Origin of the sequence: Moraxella sp. ZY210820, assembly GCF_030674635.1 — a bacterium.
In the GTDB taxonomy this organism is placed as follows: Bacteria; Pseudomonadota; Gammaproteobacteria; order Pseudomonadales; family Moraxellaceae; genus Acinetobacter.
Genome location: NZ_CP089978.1, coordinates 1,857,620 through 1,874,744, shown reverse-complemented (window position 1 = coordinate 1,874,744; position 17,125 = coordinate 1,857,620). Strand labels below are relative to the sequence as shown.

At 35.2% G+C, this 17,125-nt stretch carries 18 protein-coding genes and 1 tRNA gene; 16 read left to right on the top strand and 3 right to left on the bottom strand.

Annotated features, from left to right (window positions below; all coding sequences use genetic code 11):
* The first annotated feature begins 13 nt into the window (after positions 1-13).
* A complete protein-coding gene (locus LU301_RS09300) occupies positions 14-613 on the top strand; it encodes an L-threonylcarbamoyladenylate synthase (protein WP_305270165.1) in 600 nt (199 codons plus the stop codon).
* Positions 614-678: 65 nt separating this feature from the next.
* Here LU301_RS09300 and LU301_RS09295 read toward each other — a convergent pair whose 3' ends face one another.
* From LU301_RS09295 to LU301_RS09285, 3 genes are read right to left on the bottom strand one after another with little or no spacing between them, the layout of a single operon-like run.
* Positions 679-1,674, bottom strand: coding sequence for a TonB-dependent receptor (locus LU301_RS09295; RefSeq protein ID WP_305270163.1), 996 nt, complete (start codon positions 1,672-1,674; stop codon positions 679-681).
* 30 nt (positions 1,675-1,704) lie between these two features.
* Positions 1,705-2,139 carry an invasion protein expression up-regulator SirB gene (locus tag LU301_RS09290; protein ID WP_305270161.1) on the bottom strand — a complete coding sequence of 145 codons (435 nt, stop codon included), beginning with the start codon at positions 2,137-2,139 and terminating at the stop codon, positions 1,705-1,707.
* A 24-nt stretch (positions 2,140-2,163) separates the two neighbouring features.
* Positions 2,164-2,469, bottom strand: coding sequence for a BolA family protein (locus LU301_RS09285; protein ID WP_305270159.1), 306 nt, complete (start codon positions 2,467-2,469; stop codon positions 2,164-2,166).
* 154 nt (positions 2,470-2,623) lie between these two features.
* Here LU301_RS09285 and LU301_RS09280 point away from each other — a divergent pair.
* From LU301_RS09280 to ahpC, 15 genes are all read left to right on the top strand, one after another.
* Positions 2,624-2,699 (top strand) — tRNA-Gly (locus LU301_RS09280).
* A 541-nt stretch (positions 2,700-3,240) separates the two neighbouring features.
* Positions 3,241-3,600: a hypothetical protein gene (locus tag LU301_RS09275; RefSeq protein WP_305270157.1), complete on the top strand. Its 360-nt coding sequence runs from the start codon at positions 3,241-3,243 to the stop codon at positions 3,598-3,600.
* Between the two features lie 89 nt (positions 3,601-3,689).
* Positions 3,690-3,890: a hypothetical protein gene (locus tag LU301_RS09270; protein WP_305270155.1), complete on the top strand. Its 201-nt coding sequence runs from the start codon at positions 3,690-3,692 to the stop codon at positions 3,888-3,890.
* Between the two features lie 3 nt (positions 3,891-3,893).
* Entirely contained in the window at positions 3,894-5,141 is a 1,248-nt protein-coding gene (gene lysA, locus LU301_RS09265; RefSeq protein WP_305270153.1) for a diaminopimelate decarboxylase, read from the top strand.
* A gap of 16 nt (positions 5,142-5,157) precedes the next feature.
* Positions 5,158-6,000, top strand: a complete 843-nt coding sequence (dapF, locus tag LU301_RS09260; protein WP_305270151.1) for a diaminopimelate epimerase — start codon at positions 5,158-5,160, stop codon at positions 5,998-6,000.
* 203 nt (positions 6,001-6,203) lie between these two features.
* Entirely contained in the window at positions 6,204-7,406 is a 1,203-nt protein-coding gene (locus tag LU301_RS09255) for a S1C family serine protease (RefSeq protein WP_305270149.1), read from the top strand.
* A 227-nt stretch (positions 7,407-7,633) separates the two neighbouring features.
* On the top strand, positions 7,634-9,019 hold the full coding sequence (locus tag LU301_RS09250) for an APC family permease (RefSeq protein ID WP_305270147.1): 1,386 nt from the start codon (positions 7,634-7,636) through the stop codon (positions 9,017-9,019).
* A 185-nt stretch (positions 9,020-9,204) separates the two neighbouring features.
* A complete protein-coding gene (gene map, locus LU301_RS09245; RefSeq protein WP_305270145.1) occupies positions 9,205-10,020 on the top strand; it encodes a type I methionyl aminopeptidase in 816 nt (271 codons plus the stop codon).
* Between the two features lie 9 nt (positions 10,021-10,029).
* Positions 10,030-10,815 carry a peroxide stress protein YaaA gene (yaaA, locus tag LU301_RS09240; protein WP_305270143.1) on the top strand — a complete coding sequence of 262 codons (786 nt, stop codon included), beginning with the start codon at positions 10,030-10,032 and terminating at the stop codon, positions 10,813-10,815.
* A 112-nt stretch (positions 10,816-10,927) separates the two neighbouring features.
* Positions 10,928-12,643, top strand: a complete 1,716-nt coding sequence (proS, locus tag LU301_RS09235; RefSeq protein ID WP_305270141.1) for a proline--tRNA ligase — start codon at positions 10,928-10,930, stop codon at positions 12,641-12,643.
* A 54-nt stretch (positions 12,644-12,697) separates the two neighbouring features.
* A complete protein-coding gene (locus LU301_RS09230; protein ID WP_305270139.1) occupies positions 12,698-13,294 on the top strand; it encodes a tetratricopeptide repeat protein in 597 nt (198 codons plus the stop codon).
* 159 nt (positions 13,295-13,453) lie between these two features.
* Complete coding sequence (locus LU301_RS09225) at positions 13,454-13,792, top strand: YMGG-like glycine zipper-containing protein (RefSeq protein ID WP_305270137.1); 339 nt, start codon at positions 13,454-13,456, stop codon at positions 13,790-13,792.
* Between the two features lie 516 nt (positions 13,793-14,308).
* Entirely contained in the window at positions 14,309-15,964 is a 1,656-nt protein-coding gene (locus LU301_RS09220; RefSeq protein ID WP_305270135.1) for a DEAD/DEAH box helicase, read from the top strand.
* A gap of 130 nt (positions 15,965-16,094) precedes the next feature.
* The gene (locus LU301_RS09215) at positions 16,095-16,376 is read left to right on the top strand and encodes a hypothetical protein (RefSeq protein WP_305270133.1); all 282 of its coding nucleotides are present in this window, start codon (positions 16,095-16,097) and stop codon (positions 16,374-16,376) included.
* A gap of 121 nt (positions 16,377-16,497) precedes the next feature.
* Positions 16,498-17,061, top strand: coding sequence for an alkyl hydroperoxide reductase subunit C (ahpC, locus tag LU301_RS09210; protein ID WP_305270131.1), 564 nt, complete (start codon positions 16,498-16,500; stop codon positions 17,059-17,061).
* Positions 17,062-17,125 lie beyond the last annotated feature (64 nt).

Sequence of the window (17,125 nt, the reverse complement as noted above, 5' to 3'; positions counted from 1 at the left end):
AAAGGATTTCAAAATGTTACGTTTATATATACACCCAGAAAATCCACAACCACGTTTAATGCAACAAGTGGTACAAGCCTTAAATGATGATAAGATTGTCATTTATCCAACTGATACTTGTTATGCGATTGGTTGTAAAATTGGCAATAAATCAGGCGTGGAACGCATTAGCCGACTTTTGCAGTTAAATGACAAATATACTTTTAGCTTATTATGCCAAGATTTATCACAAGTAAGTCAATATGCTGAAGTGGATAATCAGCAATTTCGCATTTTAAAGACTAATACGCCATCTGAGATTGCCTTTATTTTATCGGCAAGCAAAATGACTCCCAAATATTTACACAATAAAGTCAAACAAATTGCTATTCGGATAAATCAGCATATCATTAATCAACAGCTTATTGAGCAATTGAACGAGCCGTTATTGGTCTGTGATTTAATGGTAAATGATGAAATTTTAGATGACCCAGAGCAAATTGAATTACAATTTGATAAATTGGTTGATGTATTTATTGATAATGGGTATGGTATGTCAATGAGTTCTACTTTGGTGGATATCTCAACTGGTGAAATACAAGTATTATCACAAGGTTTAGGTGAAATAAATTAAAATTGATTTTGCGTAGAGGTAAAATTTTTCACCACTACGCAATGATTATATTTATATCATTATGATTAAAATAACATCTCCAATCGTACACCTGCACTTGGGTAATGGTCTCGATTTAAACGTTTATCATTCATATAATTAACATCAGCTTGTACAAAGAACCATTCACGCCACAGTGGTTGTCGCCATGAAACAAATGCTCCCCAACGATTTAAATCCCATTCTTTGACATACGCATTATCACTATTAAAATAACCCGTTGCTTGTAAACCATAATTTAATCGTTGATGTTGGTTAAACTGATGCTGACGGAATAAACTACTATCCCACGTTAAATCATCATCACTTTTTTCTTGATAATTAAAATTGCTTTGCCACATCATACGTGTATTATCATTTTGTTGATAATAAATTTCCCAAAAGCTTCGTATTTCATTTTTATTTTTACGACTATAGCGATAAGTTTGCTCAGTATATAAGCCTGTGGTTGGACTAAATGACCAATCTTTACTAATTTTTAAACGAGCAAATGGGTTATCATGTGAACGTAAACCAATATCAAAATCGGCATCAAATGGTAAATTGTCATTCCATTTAGAAAAACGTAAAGCAAGTGATGTATTTTCTTTGCGTGTTTGAGTACGATCAATGACTTTCTTTGACTGAGTGGTTGAATGCTGATCAACGGTAACTTTGTGGTCAGATACATCATCTAAACTATCATCACCAATCATAATGCTGAGTTTTTTCTCTAAAGTAGGTAGCTTGATTTTACCACGAATACGGGGATGACTATGAAAATCATCATATTCATTCCATTGATTATCGACAATAATACGCAAATTAGCACTTGCAGGGCGTGATGGGTCAATATCACCAAACCAATTGTCAATTTTGTTTGATGAATCATTTAACCATTCTTTTACATCACTATGGCGATGGTCTACCCAACGATTATTCTCTGTTTGTACGGTAGATTGGGTAACTTCAGTTTGAGCCAAACTAACTTGGCTTAAGCTTAAACCTAAACTTAGGAGAACTGTATAATGGATATAATTCATAAAACCCCTGTAAACTTGATATGGTAAATTTTAATTACCATTAACAATGACTAAAGCTAAAATCGATATATAACAAAATAAAGCAATATATAATCCAGCTTTACGTTGAACTAGTAAAATATGTGGATTTGGTTTTTTAAATGCTTTAATTAGACTAGATAATAATACTGCAAATAGCATGATTTTGGCATAGAACCATGGTTGTATTTGGAAATCTTTATTATAAAGTAAATAAATACCCGAAAAGCCAACTAAAGTTAAGCAAGAATGCTGACAAGCGACATATAAACGGCGATATTTTTGGTCAGGTTGTAAATTGGCGGTTGTTAATGTCTCGTTATTTTCATTTTCTATAGCTGTTAAACCTGTAAATAATGTTTTAGCACGGATAAGAACCACAACCAAAAGTAGAGCAAATCCAATCAAGTGGATATAATGAGCGAGAGTAAAATGAGCAAAATTCATAGCAATACAACCTTAAAATGATGATTAAACTTTAGGTGCATGAGCACATTGTGGGCTTACTGGAGCGTATCCTTGCCATTCATCTGGCGTATAGGCATGAATGGCTAAAGCATGGATTTGACCTGTACGAATTAAATCAGTTAAAGCATAGATTTTTTGGTGGCGTTGTACAGGACGTAAATTTTGAAACACATCAGCAACGATGATTAATTTAAAATGACTTTCTTTTCCTTCATAATAACCGCCGTGTTGATGTGATTCATTGATAAGATCAATATGTTGTGGATTGAGTGCTTGTAGCTGCTGAAATAACTGTTGTTGTAATGACATGGGATAAACTCGCATATTATTAAATGCTTTGATTTTATCATATTGCCATAAAATATGTAAAAAATCTTAAAAAATGATGATATTTTATGCATTTAAATTTAAAAAATGAAAAATATTTTGACATGATTTAAAAATATGATATTATACACGTCATGCGGGAATAGCTCAGTTGGTAGAGCATAACCTTGCCAAGGTTGGGGTCGCGAGTTCGAGTCTCGTTTCCCGCTCCAAATTTTTAAAAATCCAGTTTTTATAACTGGATTTTTTTGTTTTAGAAAGAAATGAATTTAAATACTAACTCAACTTAAAAATTGGTACAGACTTGTAGGGGCAAATCACATTTGCCCTGTGCAAATCTTGAGTTTAGTGGGCGAATATAATTCGCCCCTACGATACAATGATGAATTTTATACCAATTCTTAAGTTCTTTGGCTATATTATAAAATTAAGATGCAAAATCAAGTTAATCATAATGAAATATTAAGCTTAATAGAATAAAATATAGGAACTGATCTTGATTGAAATGAGACCATAAAGTAAATGAATACTCAACAAATAGTAGAATTACCTATACAAATTTATGCTTTGAAATGTTATCGCATAGTCGTATGTGTCTTTTTATCATTTTTATTGTATTCAATAACTTATAATATTGAATGGTTGATTTTTATCAAAGAATGGCAAGAGCATTGGATATTATGGATGATAATCATGCTATTCGGAATAAGTTTGCTTTATTTGCTGATAACCCTGATAAAGCCTAAGCCATGTATGATAATTAACCAACAAGGAATCACATTTTTTGACTTTTATTTTCAGCAAGGGAAATTTTTTGCATGGCAAGACATTCAACATTTTCATTTTATTGTTGATGGGGCTTTAACGATTGATGTTTATTTAAACCATAAAACTTTACTTGATATACCACAGCGTTTTGAATATGGTTTTGATTTAAAAGTCGAGAAACATTATATTCACGCTAAACAGATGATAGACATTTTGAATCAATGTCTATTACAATCTAAACAAGAAACAATTCATGAAATTGTGATTCACCCAATACCTTTAACGTGGATAGAACATTTGAAACGCTTTGTTTATTTTACAGGTTCATCTCGCCATTTAAGATAATTTAAGTAGATATAAAATCTAGTTATTTACTTATAATTGAGCTTAGCGTTATACTATGCCGATGTATATATTTTAAAAATGAGTATATTATGCGTTTTTTAGCCATTTCAACCGTATTGATGAGTATTTTATTATCAGCTTGTGGACAATCTGGTACTTTACAATTGGTTTCTGACCCTGACTATGACCAACGAGCAAAATATCTCTTATATCCCAATCCTTTACAAAAACAAGTGAAACCAGTGGAAGCATCGAACGCACCACAATCACAGCAACAAGTAACTGAGTAAATTATGAATTTTCAACGTAAAAATGGCGTATTATACGCAGAACAATGTCGCCTTGATGATGTGGCACAGCAATTTGGTACACCTTTGTATGTGTATTCTAAAAATGCGTTTACCGAACATTATCAAGCGATGGATAAAGCCTTTGATTTTATTGACCATCAAGTGTGCTTTGCAGTTAAGTCAAATTCTAATATTGCGGTATTAAATGTATTAGCGAAATTAGGTGCGGGCTTTGATATTGTTACAGGTGGTGAGTTAGCTCGTGTATTAAAAGCAGGTGGCGAGCCAAGCAAAATTGTTTATTCTGGTTTATCAAAATCGACTGCTGATATTGCAAAAGCGTTAGAAGTCGGTATTGCTTGCTTTAATGTTGAATCCTATGCCGAACTTGACCGTATCAATCAAGTTGCAGGAATTTTAGGTAAAAAAGCACCAATTTCATTACGTGTGAATCCTGATGTCGATGCAAAAACACATCCTTATATTTCAACAGGGTTAAAAGAAAATAAATTTGGTATCCCAAGCGATGAAGTATTAGCAACATATCGTTATGCCCATTCATTAGAACATTTAGAGATAGTGGGAATTGATTGTCATATCGGTTCACAGCTCACAGAAACCCAGCCTTTTGTTGATGCGTTAGAGCGTGTTAGTGTATGGATTGAGCAATTACAAGCTGAAGGTATTGTATTGCAACATATTGATATTGGTGGTGGTCTGGGTGTGCGTTATACCACAGAAAATCCGCCAACAGTTGAGCAATATGCTGAAGCATTACGTCCAACTTTAGAAAAGTTAGGTCTTAAAGTATATATGGAACCAGGGCGTAGTATTAGTGCTAATGCGGGTGTACTTTTAACACAAGTTGATTTTTTAAAACCAACAGCACATCGTAACTTTGCCATTGTTGATGCGGCGATGAATGATTTAATTCGTCCTGCTTTATATGAATCTTATATGGATATTCAAAAAGTGAATGATAGTGATGTTGAGCCACAAGATTGGGACATTGTTGGTACGATTTGTGAAACGGCTGATTTCTTAGGTAAGCAACGTTCATTAGCATTACAAGCAGGTGATATATTAGCAGTAATGGGGGCTGGTGCATATGGTTTTGTGATGAGTTCTAATTATAATAGTCGTGGTCGTGCTGCTGAAGTGATGGTTGATGGCGATAAAGCTTATATTATTCGTCAGCGTGAAACGATTGAAAGTTTATGGCAAAATGAGCAATTATTACCTAATCATTAAGTTTGAGAATTAAACCATGATATTAGAATTTACAAAAATGCACGGTCTAGGCAATGATTTTGTCGTATTAGATATGATTACTCAGCGTGCAGAATTAGACCCAATTACTATTCGCCGTATGGCAAATCGCCATTTTGGTATTGGTTTTGACCAATTGTTAATTGTAGAAGCTCCTGATGTGCCTTATGCTGATTTTAAATATCGTATTTTTAATGCCGATGGTAGTGAAGTACAGCAGTGCGGTAATGGAGCAAGATGTTTTGCACGTTTTGTCTATGAACGTCAATTAACCAACAAAACTCGCATTAAGGTTCAAACTCAATCGGGTATTATTGAGCCTGAATTAGGTGCAAATGGCTGGGTGCGTGTAAATATGGGAATGCCTAAATTTTTACCGCATGAAATTCCATTTATTGCTGAAGAGCCAGAAGCATTGTATCAGTTAGAATTGGCTGAACAACAATTGACCATTGATGTGGTCAATATGGGTAATCCTCATGCCGTTACTATCGTCCCTGATATTTTAACGGCAGATGTCGCAAAAATTGGTGCTGAAGTAGAAAGCCATCAACGTTTTCCAGAACGTGTCAATGTGGGTTTTATGCAAATCATTGATGAAAAACATGTGCGTTTGCGTGTATTTGAACGTGGTGTAGGCGAAACGATGGCGTGTGGCACTGGTGCTTGTGCAGCAGCTATTAGTGGTATACGTCGTGGTTTATTGAGCAATGAAGTTGAAGTTGAATTGGCAGGTGGAAAATTGCATATTGCATGGCGTGAAGGAGAGCCTGTATTTATGACAGGTCCAACAACGATGGTTTATGTTGGACGTTGTGATTTAAGCTATTTTCAAAGTTAAATAATGATAAAAGGCTGAATTATATAGTAATTCAGTCTTTTTTATGGTTATGATGATTTCTATCATTTAAATACTAAATTTATTCATCATTGTGTAAAGTTTTACAAAATATTGCAAATAAGTATATAAAATTATTGATATATAAAGAGATATTCTATTAAAATTTAACTTTAAAATTTGATATAAATACAAGTAGGTTAATGATGAAACGTATTGTAATTTGGTTGCCTTGGGTGCTATTGATTGTCGTCATTAGTAGCTTTTTTGTTTGGCAAAAGAAACAAGAAAAAATTACGATGGTTGCTCCCGATGGTGTAAAAATGCAAGCTGAAAAATTAGAGCCATTGGTTGAACAAGATTCTTTAGGGGGAGTTGTTTCGTATCATAAAGCGGTTCAAAATGCTGCACCTGCGGTCGTGAGTATTTTTGTTGAATCACAGAATAAAAATGCACAAAATCAGTTAGACCCTATTTTGCGTGAGTTGTTTGGCGATAATTTTCCACAACAAAATCAAGCACAAAATAATTTAGGCTCAGGTGTGATTGTGCGTGAAGATGGTTATATTTTAACGAATGCTCATGTCATTAAAGATGCGGATAAAATTGTTGTTGCTTTAAATGATGGTCGCCGTGTTGAAGCAAAAGTGGTAGGTACAGACAATGAAGTTGATTTAGCCGTAATAAAAGTGGCATTAACCGATTTACCTGTGATTCCATTTAAATTGAGTGGTAATCAAGTGGGGGATGTGGTGTTGGCGATTGGTAATCCATTTGGGGTAGGGCAAACTGTTACGCAAGGGATTATTTCAGCGACTGAACGTACTGATATTGGTATTAATACCTATGAAAACTTTATTCAAACGGATGCAGCAATTAATCCCGGTAATTCAGGTGGTGCGTTAATTGATGTTGCAGGGAATTTAATTGGTGTAAATACTGCGATTTTCTCTCGTACAGGTGGTTCATTAGGGATTGGTTTTGCCATTCCTGCAAGTACATCGAAACAAGTATTAGATTCTATTTTAAAACATGGTCGTGTGGTACGTGGCTGGTTAGGTGTTTATTTAGCACGAGATGAAGCTAAGCGTGATATGTTAGATGTTAATAAAAATGCAGTCATTGTTGCAGGGGTAATGGAAAACTCTCCAGCACAATTAGGTGGTCTACAAGCAGGCGATCAAATTGTGAAAGTGAATGATGAAAAAATTAAATCATCAAATCATTTAATGAATTTAATCGCATTACAACAACCTGAAACAACGGTTAAAATTACAGTTAAACGTAATAATGAGTTACAAGTGCTAGATGTGGTGGTTGCAGACCGTCAAACGGCTGAAAAAAGTATAAAGGCTGAGTATGAAAATTCTAAACAGTACATTCCTTTACCACATCAACAGCGTGATTAAAACTAATCATTGGTGATTAAATTGATTATAAATAAAGGTAATATTCACTATTACCTTTATTTTTTGCAAAAAATAAGCAAAAAATGAAAAAAATATCATGACAAATCATTATCATTAGTTTACATTACACACTTTTAATATATGAATTGCTTGGGTGCGGTTTTGATTTGCTCAAACCGTATAATATCTATTCTGATTTTATATCAGTGTATTTTGAGGATACGCTATTGAGCCATCTGTCTGATACATCATCATCGGTCAAGTTACAAAAGAATTTGTTACTGTGGCACGTTATTATTATCGGTTTAGCCTATATTCAACCGATGACTTTGTTTGATACCTTTGGTATGGTTTCTCGAGATAGTGGTGGACACGTTCCCACATCTTATATTTTTGCATTATTTGCCATTTTATTGACATCGATTAGTTATGGACATATGATTCGCCGTTATCCATCATCAGGATCGGCTTATACTTATGCACAAAAAGCCATTCACCCAAATGTAGGTTTTATGGTGGGCTGGTCGTCATGGATGGATTATTTACTCGCACCGATGATTAATATCATCTTAGCCCGTATTTATTTGGCAGATTTATTTCCAAATGTCAATGAATGGATTTGGGTAATTTTCCTAGTAGCGATTATGACTATAGTCAATATTTTTGGAGCTAGATTTGTCGCTCGCCTAAATAGTATGATTGTATTTTTACAAATCGTTGTTATTGGATATTTTACCTATAGTGTTTATAATTTATTAGCAAATGGTTTAACGGCTGATGGTTCGATTGATACAGCAAAATATCAATTATGGACATTTGACCCATTTTGGACGAGTAATACCGAATTAACAGCATTGGTGGCTGGGGCAACGATTTTATGTTTCTCATTTACAGGGTTTGATGCTTTATCATCATTGGCTGAAGAAACCAAAGATGCGAAAAGAGTTTTACCTAAGGCGATTGTCTTAACATCATTGATTGCGGGTATTATCTTTATTATCAGTACTTATTTTATTCAAATTTATTTTCCAAGCGACCCAACGAAATATTTTAATGCGGTTGATGAAACCCAGCCTGAAATTTTAGCGGCAATCTTTTCAGAAGGTTTGAAAGCTCTGGTACTTTATTTTGCGATTGTTACGGTCATGGCATCGGGGATTTCTGCTCATGCAGGTGTGTCTCGTTTGATGTATGTGATGGGACGTGATGGCGTGATTAACAAAAAAATCTTTGCACATATCAGTCCAAAATTCTATACGCCGACTTATAATATCGCTATTGTTGGTTTGATTGCTTTAACAGCAGGTTATTTTGATTTTGAAGATATTGTTGAATTATTGAGTTTTGGTGCTTTAACAGCATTTAGCTTTGTGAATTTTTCAGTATTTTGCCAATATGCACTGCGTGATAAATGCTACCGTGGTATGGATTTTGTCAATTATGTGTTGATACCAACTGGTGGTTTTATTGCTGTATTTTTAATGTGGTTGAATATCGACCCAACAGCATTAAAGTATGGTCTAATTTGGGCGATGCTTGGTCTATTCTATTTAGCGTGGAAAACAGAAGGCTTTAAGAAACCTGCACCGCAGTATCAAGAAGATGATGATTGATAATTTTATATCGATTTTATGATTTTCTTGAGTAAACAGGGACTAAACCAACAATTTAGTCCCTTTTTATGTCAATGCTTATTTCTATTATTTGCAATAATCTATATAAAAAGTATTTGCGAAAACACACACAAACTTATATCATAAACTTGATTTTATTTTCTTTACTTTTTAATGAAAAAATTATGAAACAATCTGTTGCTCATTTAATTAAAACTCCTGAACAAATTGAAAAAATGCGTGTCGCAGGTAAACTTGCTGCTGATGTTTTAGTCATGATTAAACCTTATGTTAAAGCAGGTGTGAGTACTTTAGAGTTAGAAACTCTGTGTCATGACTATATTGTAAACGTACAAAAAGCCATTCCAGCTTGTGTTGGTTATGGTGGTGGTGGCGGTCGTCCTGCTTATCAATATGCAACCTGTATTTCAGTCAATCATGTAGTTTGTCATGGTATTCCATCAGCCAATAAAATTTTGAAAAAAGGCGATATTTTAAATATTGATGTTACTGTGATTAAAGATGGTTATCATGGTGATACCAGTATGATGTATATTGTAGGTGAGCCGTCTGTTTTAGCACAACGTTTATGTGATGTAACACAAGAGGCTCTTTATATCGGCATGGAAGTAGTTAAAGCAGGCGCTTATGTGGGCGATATTGGTCATGCGATTCAACGTTATGTAGAAGCAGAGCGTTTTAGTGTGGTGCGTGAGTTTTGTGGGCATGGTATTGGAGAAAAAATCCATGATGAACCTCAAATTGTACATTATGGTCAAAAAGGTACAGGTATGCGTTTAGAAGCAGGCATGACTTTTACGATTGAACCCATGATTAATGCAGGTGGTTGGCAGACCAAAATTTTAGGCGATAAATGGACAGCAGTTACCAAAGACCATAGTTTATCGGCACAATATGAACATACCGTTTTAGTCACTGAAACTGGTTTAGAAGTTTTAACTGCTCGTCCCGATGAAGATTTATCACGTTTTAAAATTTAGAGTATTGATATGTTAGCTTTAATTTCTCCTGCAAAAACATTGGATTATGATAGTAAATTACCTACTTTAAATCATAGTCAAGCCCGTTTATTAGAACAATCTCAACAATTAATTGATGTTTGTCGTACGCTTTCTAGTCAAAATCTAATGGATTTGATGAGCGTAAGTCAAAAAATTGCTGATTTAAATGTACAGCGTTTCCAAGATTGGCATAGTGATATGGCAATGCCAGAAGCTCGCCAAGCGATTTTTGCATTTAAAGGCGATGTCTATACAGGTTTAGATGCTTATACACTCACTGAATCACAATTAGCATTTGCCCAACAGCATTTACGTTGCTTGTCTGGTTTATATGGTTTGTTACGCCCTTTAGATTTGATGTTACCCTATCGTTTAGAAATGGGAACAAAATTAAAAAATCCTTTTGGGCAAAATTTATATGAATTTTGGGGACAGCAAATTACAGATGTCATTAACCAAGATTTAGCCGAAATTAATGCGAATTATTTGATTAATTTAGCCTCTGATGAATATTATAAATCTGTCAAAGAGTCAAAAATTAATGCCAAAATTATCAAAGTAACGTTCTTAGACCAAAAGAATGGTAAATATAAAATCATCAGTTTTTATGCGAAAAAAGCACGTGGTTTAATGGCACGTCATATGATTGAACAGAATACAACGCATTTAGATGATTTACGTCAATTTAAGGCGGAAGGTTATTATTTTGATGAAATTAATTCTAATCAGCAAGAATTAGTGTTTAAACGAGATGAGATTGTGGATAATGATTAAGTTATCCACATCATTAAAATTTGCTTGAAATAAATACGATAATTATCAACAATTCATCACTTTTAGCGTATAATGTCGCTATATTCATAACCATGATTTTTAGAGATATTTTATGCGTGCAAGTCAATTTTTATTTGCCACTTTACGAGATACACCAAATGACGCTCATGTTATTTCTCATCAATTGATGCTCCGTGCTGGTATGATTCGCCAGCTTGCGTCAGGACTTTATACTTGGTTGCCAACAGGGATTCGTGTACTCAATAAAGTGAGCCAAATTATTCATCAAGAAATGCAAAAATCAGGTGCATTGGAAGTGTTTATGCCTGTTACACAACCTGCAGAACTATGGCAAGAAAGTGGACGTTATGAACAATATGGCCCTGAATTATTACGCTTTTTAGACCGTCATGATAACCCATTTGTGTTAGGTCCAACCCATGAAGAAGTGATTACGGATTTAGCTCGTAATGAACTGAAAAGTTATAAACAACTTCCTGTGAATTTTTATCAAGTACAAACGAAATTCCGTGATGAAATTCGTCCACGTTTTGGTGTGATGCGTTCTCGTGAATTTATCATGAAAGATGCTTATTCTTTCCACATCGACCAAGCATCATTACAACAAACCTATGATGTGATGTATCAAACCTATAGCAATATTTTTAGTCGTTTAGGTTTAGATTTCCGTGCGGTTCAAGCTGATACAGGTTCGATTGGTGGTTCAGCATCACATGAATTTCACGTTTTGGCGGATAGTGGCGAAGATGATATCGCCTTCTCAACTGAATCAGATTATGCCGCTAATGTGGAAATGGCAGAAGCGATTACTGTTGGTGAACGCCCTGCTCCATCACAAGATTTACAACTTGTTGATACGCCAAATACCAAAACCATCGACAGCGTTTGTGAATTTTTAGGCACCGACCCGAAACAATCGGTGAAAGCATTATTGGTACAAGGTATTGCCAATGAACAAGGCGAAGTACCTGTGATTGCACTATTTGTACGTGGCGACCATGAACTCAACGAAATTAAAGCAGAAAAACATCCGTTAATTGCTAGTCCATTAACATTTGCTAGCGAAGAACAATTACAAAAATACGGTTTAACCGCAGGATTTACAGGTCCACAAGGTTTGGTTGAAAAAGGTATTACGGTGATTATTGACCGTGCAGCAGCAATTTTGGCAGATTTTGTGGCAGGTGGTAACCAAGTCGATAAACACGCTACAGGCGTAAACTGGGAGCGTGATGCCAAATATAGCGAAATTTATGATTTGCGTAATGTCGTTGAAGGCGACCCATCACCAGATGGTAAAGGTACGTTGCAAATTAAACGGGGTATCGAAGTCGGTCATATTTTCCAACTTGGTAAAAAATATTCTGAAGCATTAAATTGTTCAGTTTTAGGTGAAGATGGTAAACCGTTGATTTTGACGATGGGTTGTTATGGTATCGGTGTAACTCGTGTGGTGGCAGCAGCGATTGAGCAAAATTATGATGAAAAAGGCATTATTTTCCCGCAAGCGATTGCTCCATTTGAAGTGGCAATTGTGCCAATGAATGCCCATAAATCACCACGTACGATGGAAGTTGCAGAAAAACTTTATCAAGAATTACAATCACTTGGTTATGATGTCTTACTTGATGACCGTAATGAACGCCCTGGCGTTAAATTCTCTGATATTGAATTGATTGGCGTGCCACATCGTATCGTGATTGGTGAAAAAGGTTTAGAAGCAGGCACTTTTGAATATAAAGCCCGTACTGCTGAAAATGCTGAAAATCTCACTAAAGATGAATTATTGGCAAAAATCGCAAAATAATCAAATTGGGGATAATGTTAAAGTTATCCCCATTTTATTTCATCAAGGTTTATTATGTTAAAAAAATTATTGCTTGGCGTATGTAGTTTAATATTGTCTATATCCGTTTATGCCAATGACGACAACATTCAACAACTCATCAAAAAAGCTAAACAAGGCGATGCGAAAGCTCAAAATGATTTAGGTGTATATTATTTAGAGCAAGGTTATCACGATTATGGCGATAAGGCATTCTATTGGCTATCAAAATCTGCAAGACAAAATTTTGCACAAGGTCAATATAATCTTGGTGTATTTTATGACAAGTTTAAAAGTCAGTACTATAAAGCATTTGATTGGTATACAAAATCTGCACATCAAGGCAACCCTTTAGCACAATTTGAACTAGCAATGGCATATCAATATGGTATGCTTGTAAAGCAAGATGATAAAAAATCATTTGAATGGTCTGAAAAATCGGCTAAAGGCGGTTATGCACCTGCTCAATCTGCTGTCGCTTTTTCATATCTAAAAGGTGTAGGTGTAGAACAAAATATCTTATCAGCTTTAAAATGGTTTAAAATCTCTTGCCAGAATGGTATCGAATTGAATTGTGAAATATACAATCAAGTAATTCAAGAAAATCCTACATATAAATTATTGTTAGAGTAAGCGAGTATTTTGTAAGTCAGAAAATTATTTTAAATTGCATATAATTAATAACTTATTTTAAATGTATGAGATATAAATCATACGAAAAATTACAGCTTATACGCAATAATCACTTAAATTTAGCATATGCTAATGCAACTTAGTTTGGAGCTAAATTTTATGAAAAATATGAAATTATTATGCCTTACAGCATTGATGTCAGCTACAGTGATAATGACAGGTTGTGCGACAACGACATCTGAGCAAAAAGCAGCTATGGGCGTGTTGGGTGGTGCAGCAGGTACAATTGTTGGTCAAAAACTTGGAGGTTCGACAGGTGCTGCCTTAGGCGGTGCGATTGGTACAAGTGTAGCGACTGGTAAAGTTGATGGTGCAACCATTGGTTCTGGTGTAGGGGCTGCGGTAGGAAATAAGATGGGTGGTTCTACAGGTGCGGTAATTGGTAGTGCTGTAGGTACAATTGCTGGTTCTGCTGCGGAATCGCAAATGAAAAAGTAATACAGTGCGATGAGCAGAATTATAAAAGGCGTTTTATCATAAGATAAAATGCCTTTTTATGTGGAAATCAATCATAAATTGCAATCAACAAGATACAATAAAATTACACAATATGAGAAAATAAATCGTTTTTTAGGATAAACTATGCTATAATATTGTTACGCACATTTATTTCTGTTCATTACCTGAACATTCTTTCTAGGATTTATCAAATCCTTCATTGTCTGCACGTTCCTGTCCAAGTTAGTAGGATGATTTTTCGTGTACCAATCGCTTAGCGATTTTCAGGTTTCGACCTTATCATGGGTGCGTAATTAGTACACATCGTCATTACTCGGAATATTAGACAAAAGCTTTTTATCCTACCGTTTTTGTTGATTGTAATTATATTATTTATATTCTATGCTTTTTATGCATGGGAATATAAGCCTGTAATTTGCCTATTGGTATTGGGCGATGTTTTTATTAAAAATCAATCTCTTATGGACACCTATTTAGTTATAGGTGCAATATTTTATGACTCAAACATTTACATCATTTGCTTTACATGACTCTTTAAATCAAGCCTTAGCCACTTTAGGTTTTACCACACCAACACCAGTACAACAAAAAGCTGTACCGGCCGCTTTAGAAGGTAAAGATTTATTGGTTTCAAGCCAAACAGGCTCTGGTAAAACTGTCGCATTTTTATTGCCAACTTTGAATGCTTTAGCTGAAAATAATGTATTTATACCATTTAAACAGCGTATGAAAGCGATTACTCGTCCACGTGTATTGGTACTTTGCCCAACACGTGAATTAGCTCAACAAGTGAGTAAAGATGCGATTGCCTTAGTACGTCATATGAAAGGTGTGCGTGTAGCCGCAATTATGGGTGGAATGCCTTTTGGTAAGCAAATTCAAGAACTTAAAGGCTCTCAAGTTGTGGTAGCAACACCAGGACGTTTGTTAGATTTAGTGAATCGTCGTCAAATTAAATTAGACAAAGTAGAAGCTTTAATTGTTGATGAAGCTGACCGTATGCTTGATTTAGGTTTCTCGGAAGATTTAGAAGCAATTAGCGATTTAGCGGAACAACGTGAACAAACGTTAATGTTCTCAGCAACATTTGCTGACCGTATTATTGCTTTAGCTGAACGTATGATGAATGACCCTGAGCGTATTGCCATTGAAACAGGTCATTCAACCAATACGGACATCGCTCAAACTCTACATTGGACAGATGGTTTTGAACATAAGAAAAAATTATTAAACCATTGGTTAAGTGATGAAACTTTAGACCAAGCGGTTGTGTTTGCCAGTACGCAAGAAGATACAGATATGTTAGCGGAGGAGTTGGCAGAAGCTGGACATTCTGTGGTTGCATTACACGGTGCAATGCCACAATCGGTGCGTAATCGTCGTTTAAAAAGTATCCGTGATGGTAAAGCAAAAATCTTAGTGGCAACTGATGTTGCAGCACGTGGTTTAGATGTACCAACAATTTCTCATGTAATTAACTTTGGTTTACCAATGAAAAATGAAGACTATGTACACCGTGTAGGTCGTACAGGTCGTGCAGGTCGTACAGGTCAAGCGATTACTTTAGCGACTTATCGTGAGCGTGGTAAAATTCGTGCTTTAGAAGATTATTTAAAAGCGCGTTTAGAAGTATCTGAAATTGAAGGTTTAGAGCCATCTCCACCACCAGAACGTTCACGTCATAAAAAGAAAGATGGTAAGCGTGGGAATGAGCGTAGTCGAGGTGAGCGTCGTTTTGGTAAAGGTCGTGGTCGTCGCTTAGAAGGTGAAAGCCATTTTAAACGAGAGCGTGATAATGATCGCCCACGTCGTGATTTTGATGATAATCGTCCATCTCGTAAATTTGATGACCGTCCACGCCGTGATTTTGATGATAATCGTTCATCTCGTAAATTTGATGACCGTCCACGTCGTGATTTTGATGATAATCGTCCATCTCGTAAGTTCGATGACCGTCCACGTCGTGATTTTGATGATAATCGTCCATCTCGCAAGTTTGATGACCGTCCACGCCGTGATTTTGATGACAGTCGTTCATCTCGTAAATTTGATGACCGTCCACGCCGTGATTTTGATGACAGTCGTTCATCTCGTAAATTTGATGACCGTCCACGCCGTGAATTTGGTAACAGTCGCTCACGTCGCCGTTAAAATTTAACATTTAAAGCTGCATTGATGTTGATAATTGAACATTCAATGCAGTTTTTTTATGGAATAAACTTGCATATTAGGATATTTGCCCTTATATTAACAGGGAAAATCAATGATTTTGGGTTAAATGATGTCTATATCTAAATTAAAACAATTATTTGGTAGTGAAGAAGTTATGCTAGAGTTAATTGAAGCTGAAACAGGTGAGTTAATTCTGCGTAATGGTCGTCATGAGCAAGCTAAGGAATTGGTAAAGATAACATTTCATAGCGATGTACGAGAAGCACTAGATGGTGAAATGCATATGGTTGCACAACATATGGTACAAGCAGTTTTATTTAATCTATTAGAAAAACAATTAGGCGAATGGCATGCTAATATTGTTGATGAACCACCTGCACATTATAGTTAATTTGATAATATGATGGTTTTATTCATTATTATTGGAAAAATCTATTATTATAATGTGAAAAATAATTTTTCCTGTATAATGTCCATTATCACGAATGATGTGAGCTTATCAGGAGTTTTTTATGAGTTTAATTAATACTGAAGTAAAACCATTCCAAGCAACTGCTTATCATAATGGTCAATTTGTAGAAATTTCAGAAGCGAATCTTAAAGGACAATGGTCTGTATTTTTCTTCTATCCAGCTGATTTTACTTTTGTTTGCCCAACAGAATTAGGTGATTTAGCTGATAACTATGCTGAATTTCAAAAATTAGGTGTAGAAATTTACGGTATTTCAACAGATACGCATTTTACGCATAAAGCATGGCACGATACGTCAGAAGTGATTGGTAAAATTCAATTCCCATTAGTAGGTGATCCTGCTTGGACTTTGGTTAAAAATTTCGATGTATTAATTGAGTCTGCAGGTTTAGCAGATCGTGGTACATTTGTAATTGACCCAGATGGTAAAATTCAAATTGTTGAAATTAGTGCAGGTGGTATTGGTCGTGATGCAACTGAATTATTGCGTAAAGTAAAAGCTGCTCAATATGTTCACACTCATCCAGGTGAAGTTTGTCCTGCTAAATGGAAAGAAGGCGATGAAACTTTAGCACCTTCAATTGATTTGGTTGGTAAAATCTAAAATTTTTCATAGCTAATAAAACACCCCAAAAGTTAAGATTTTGGGGTGTTTTTATTGATATAGA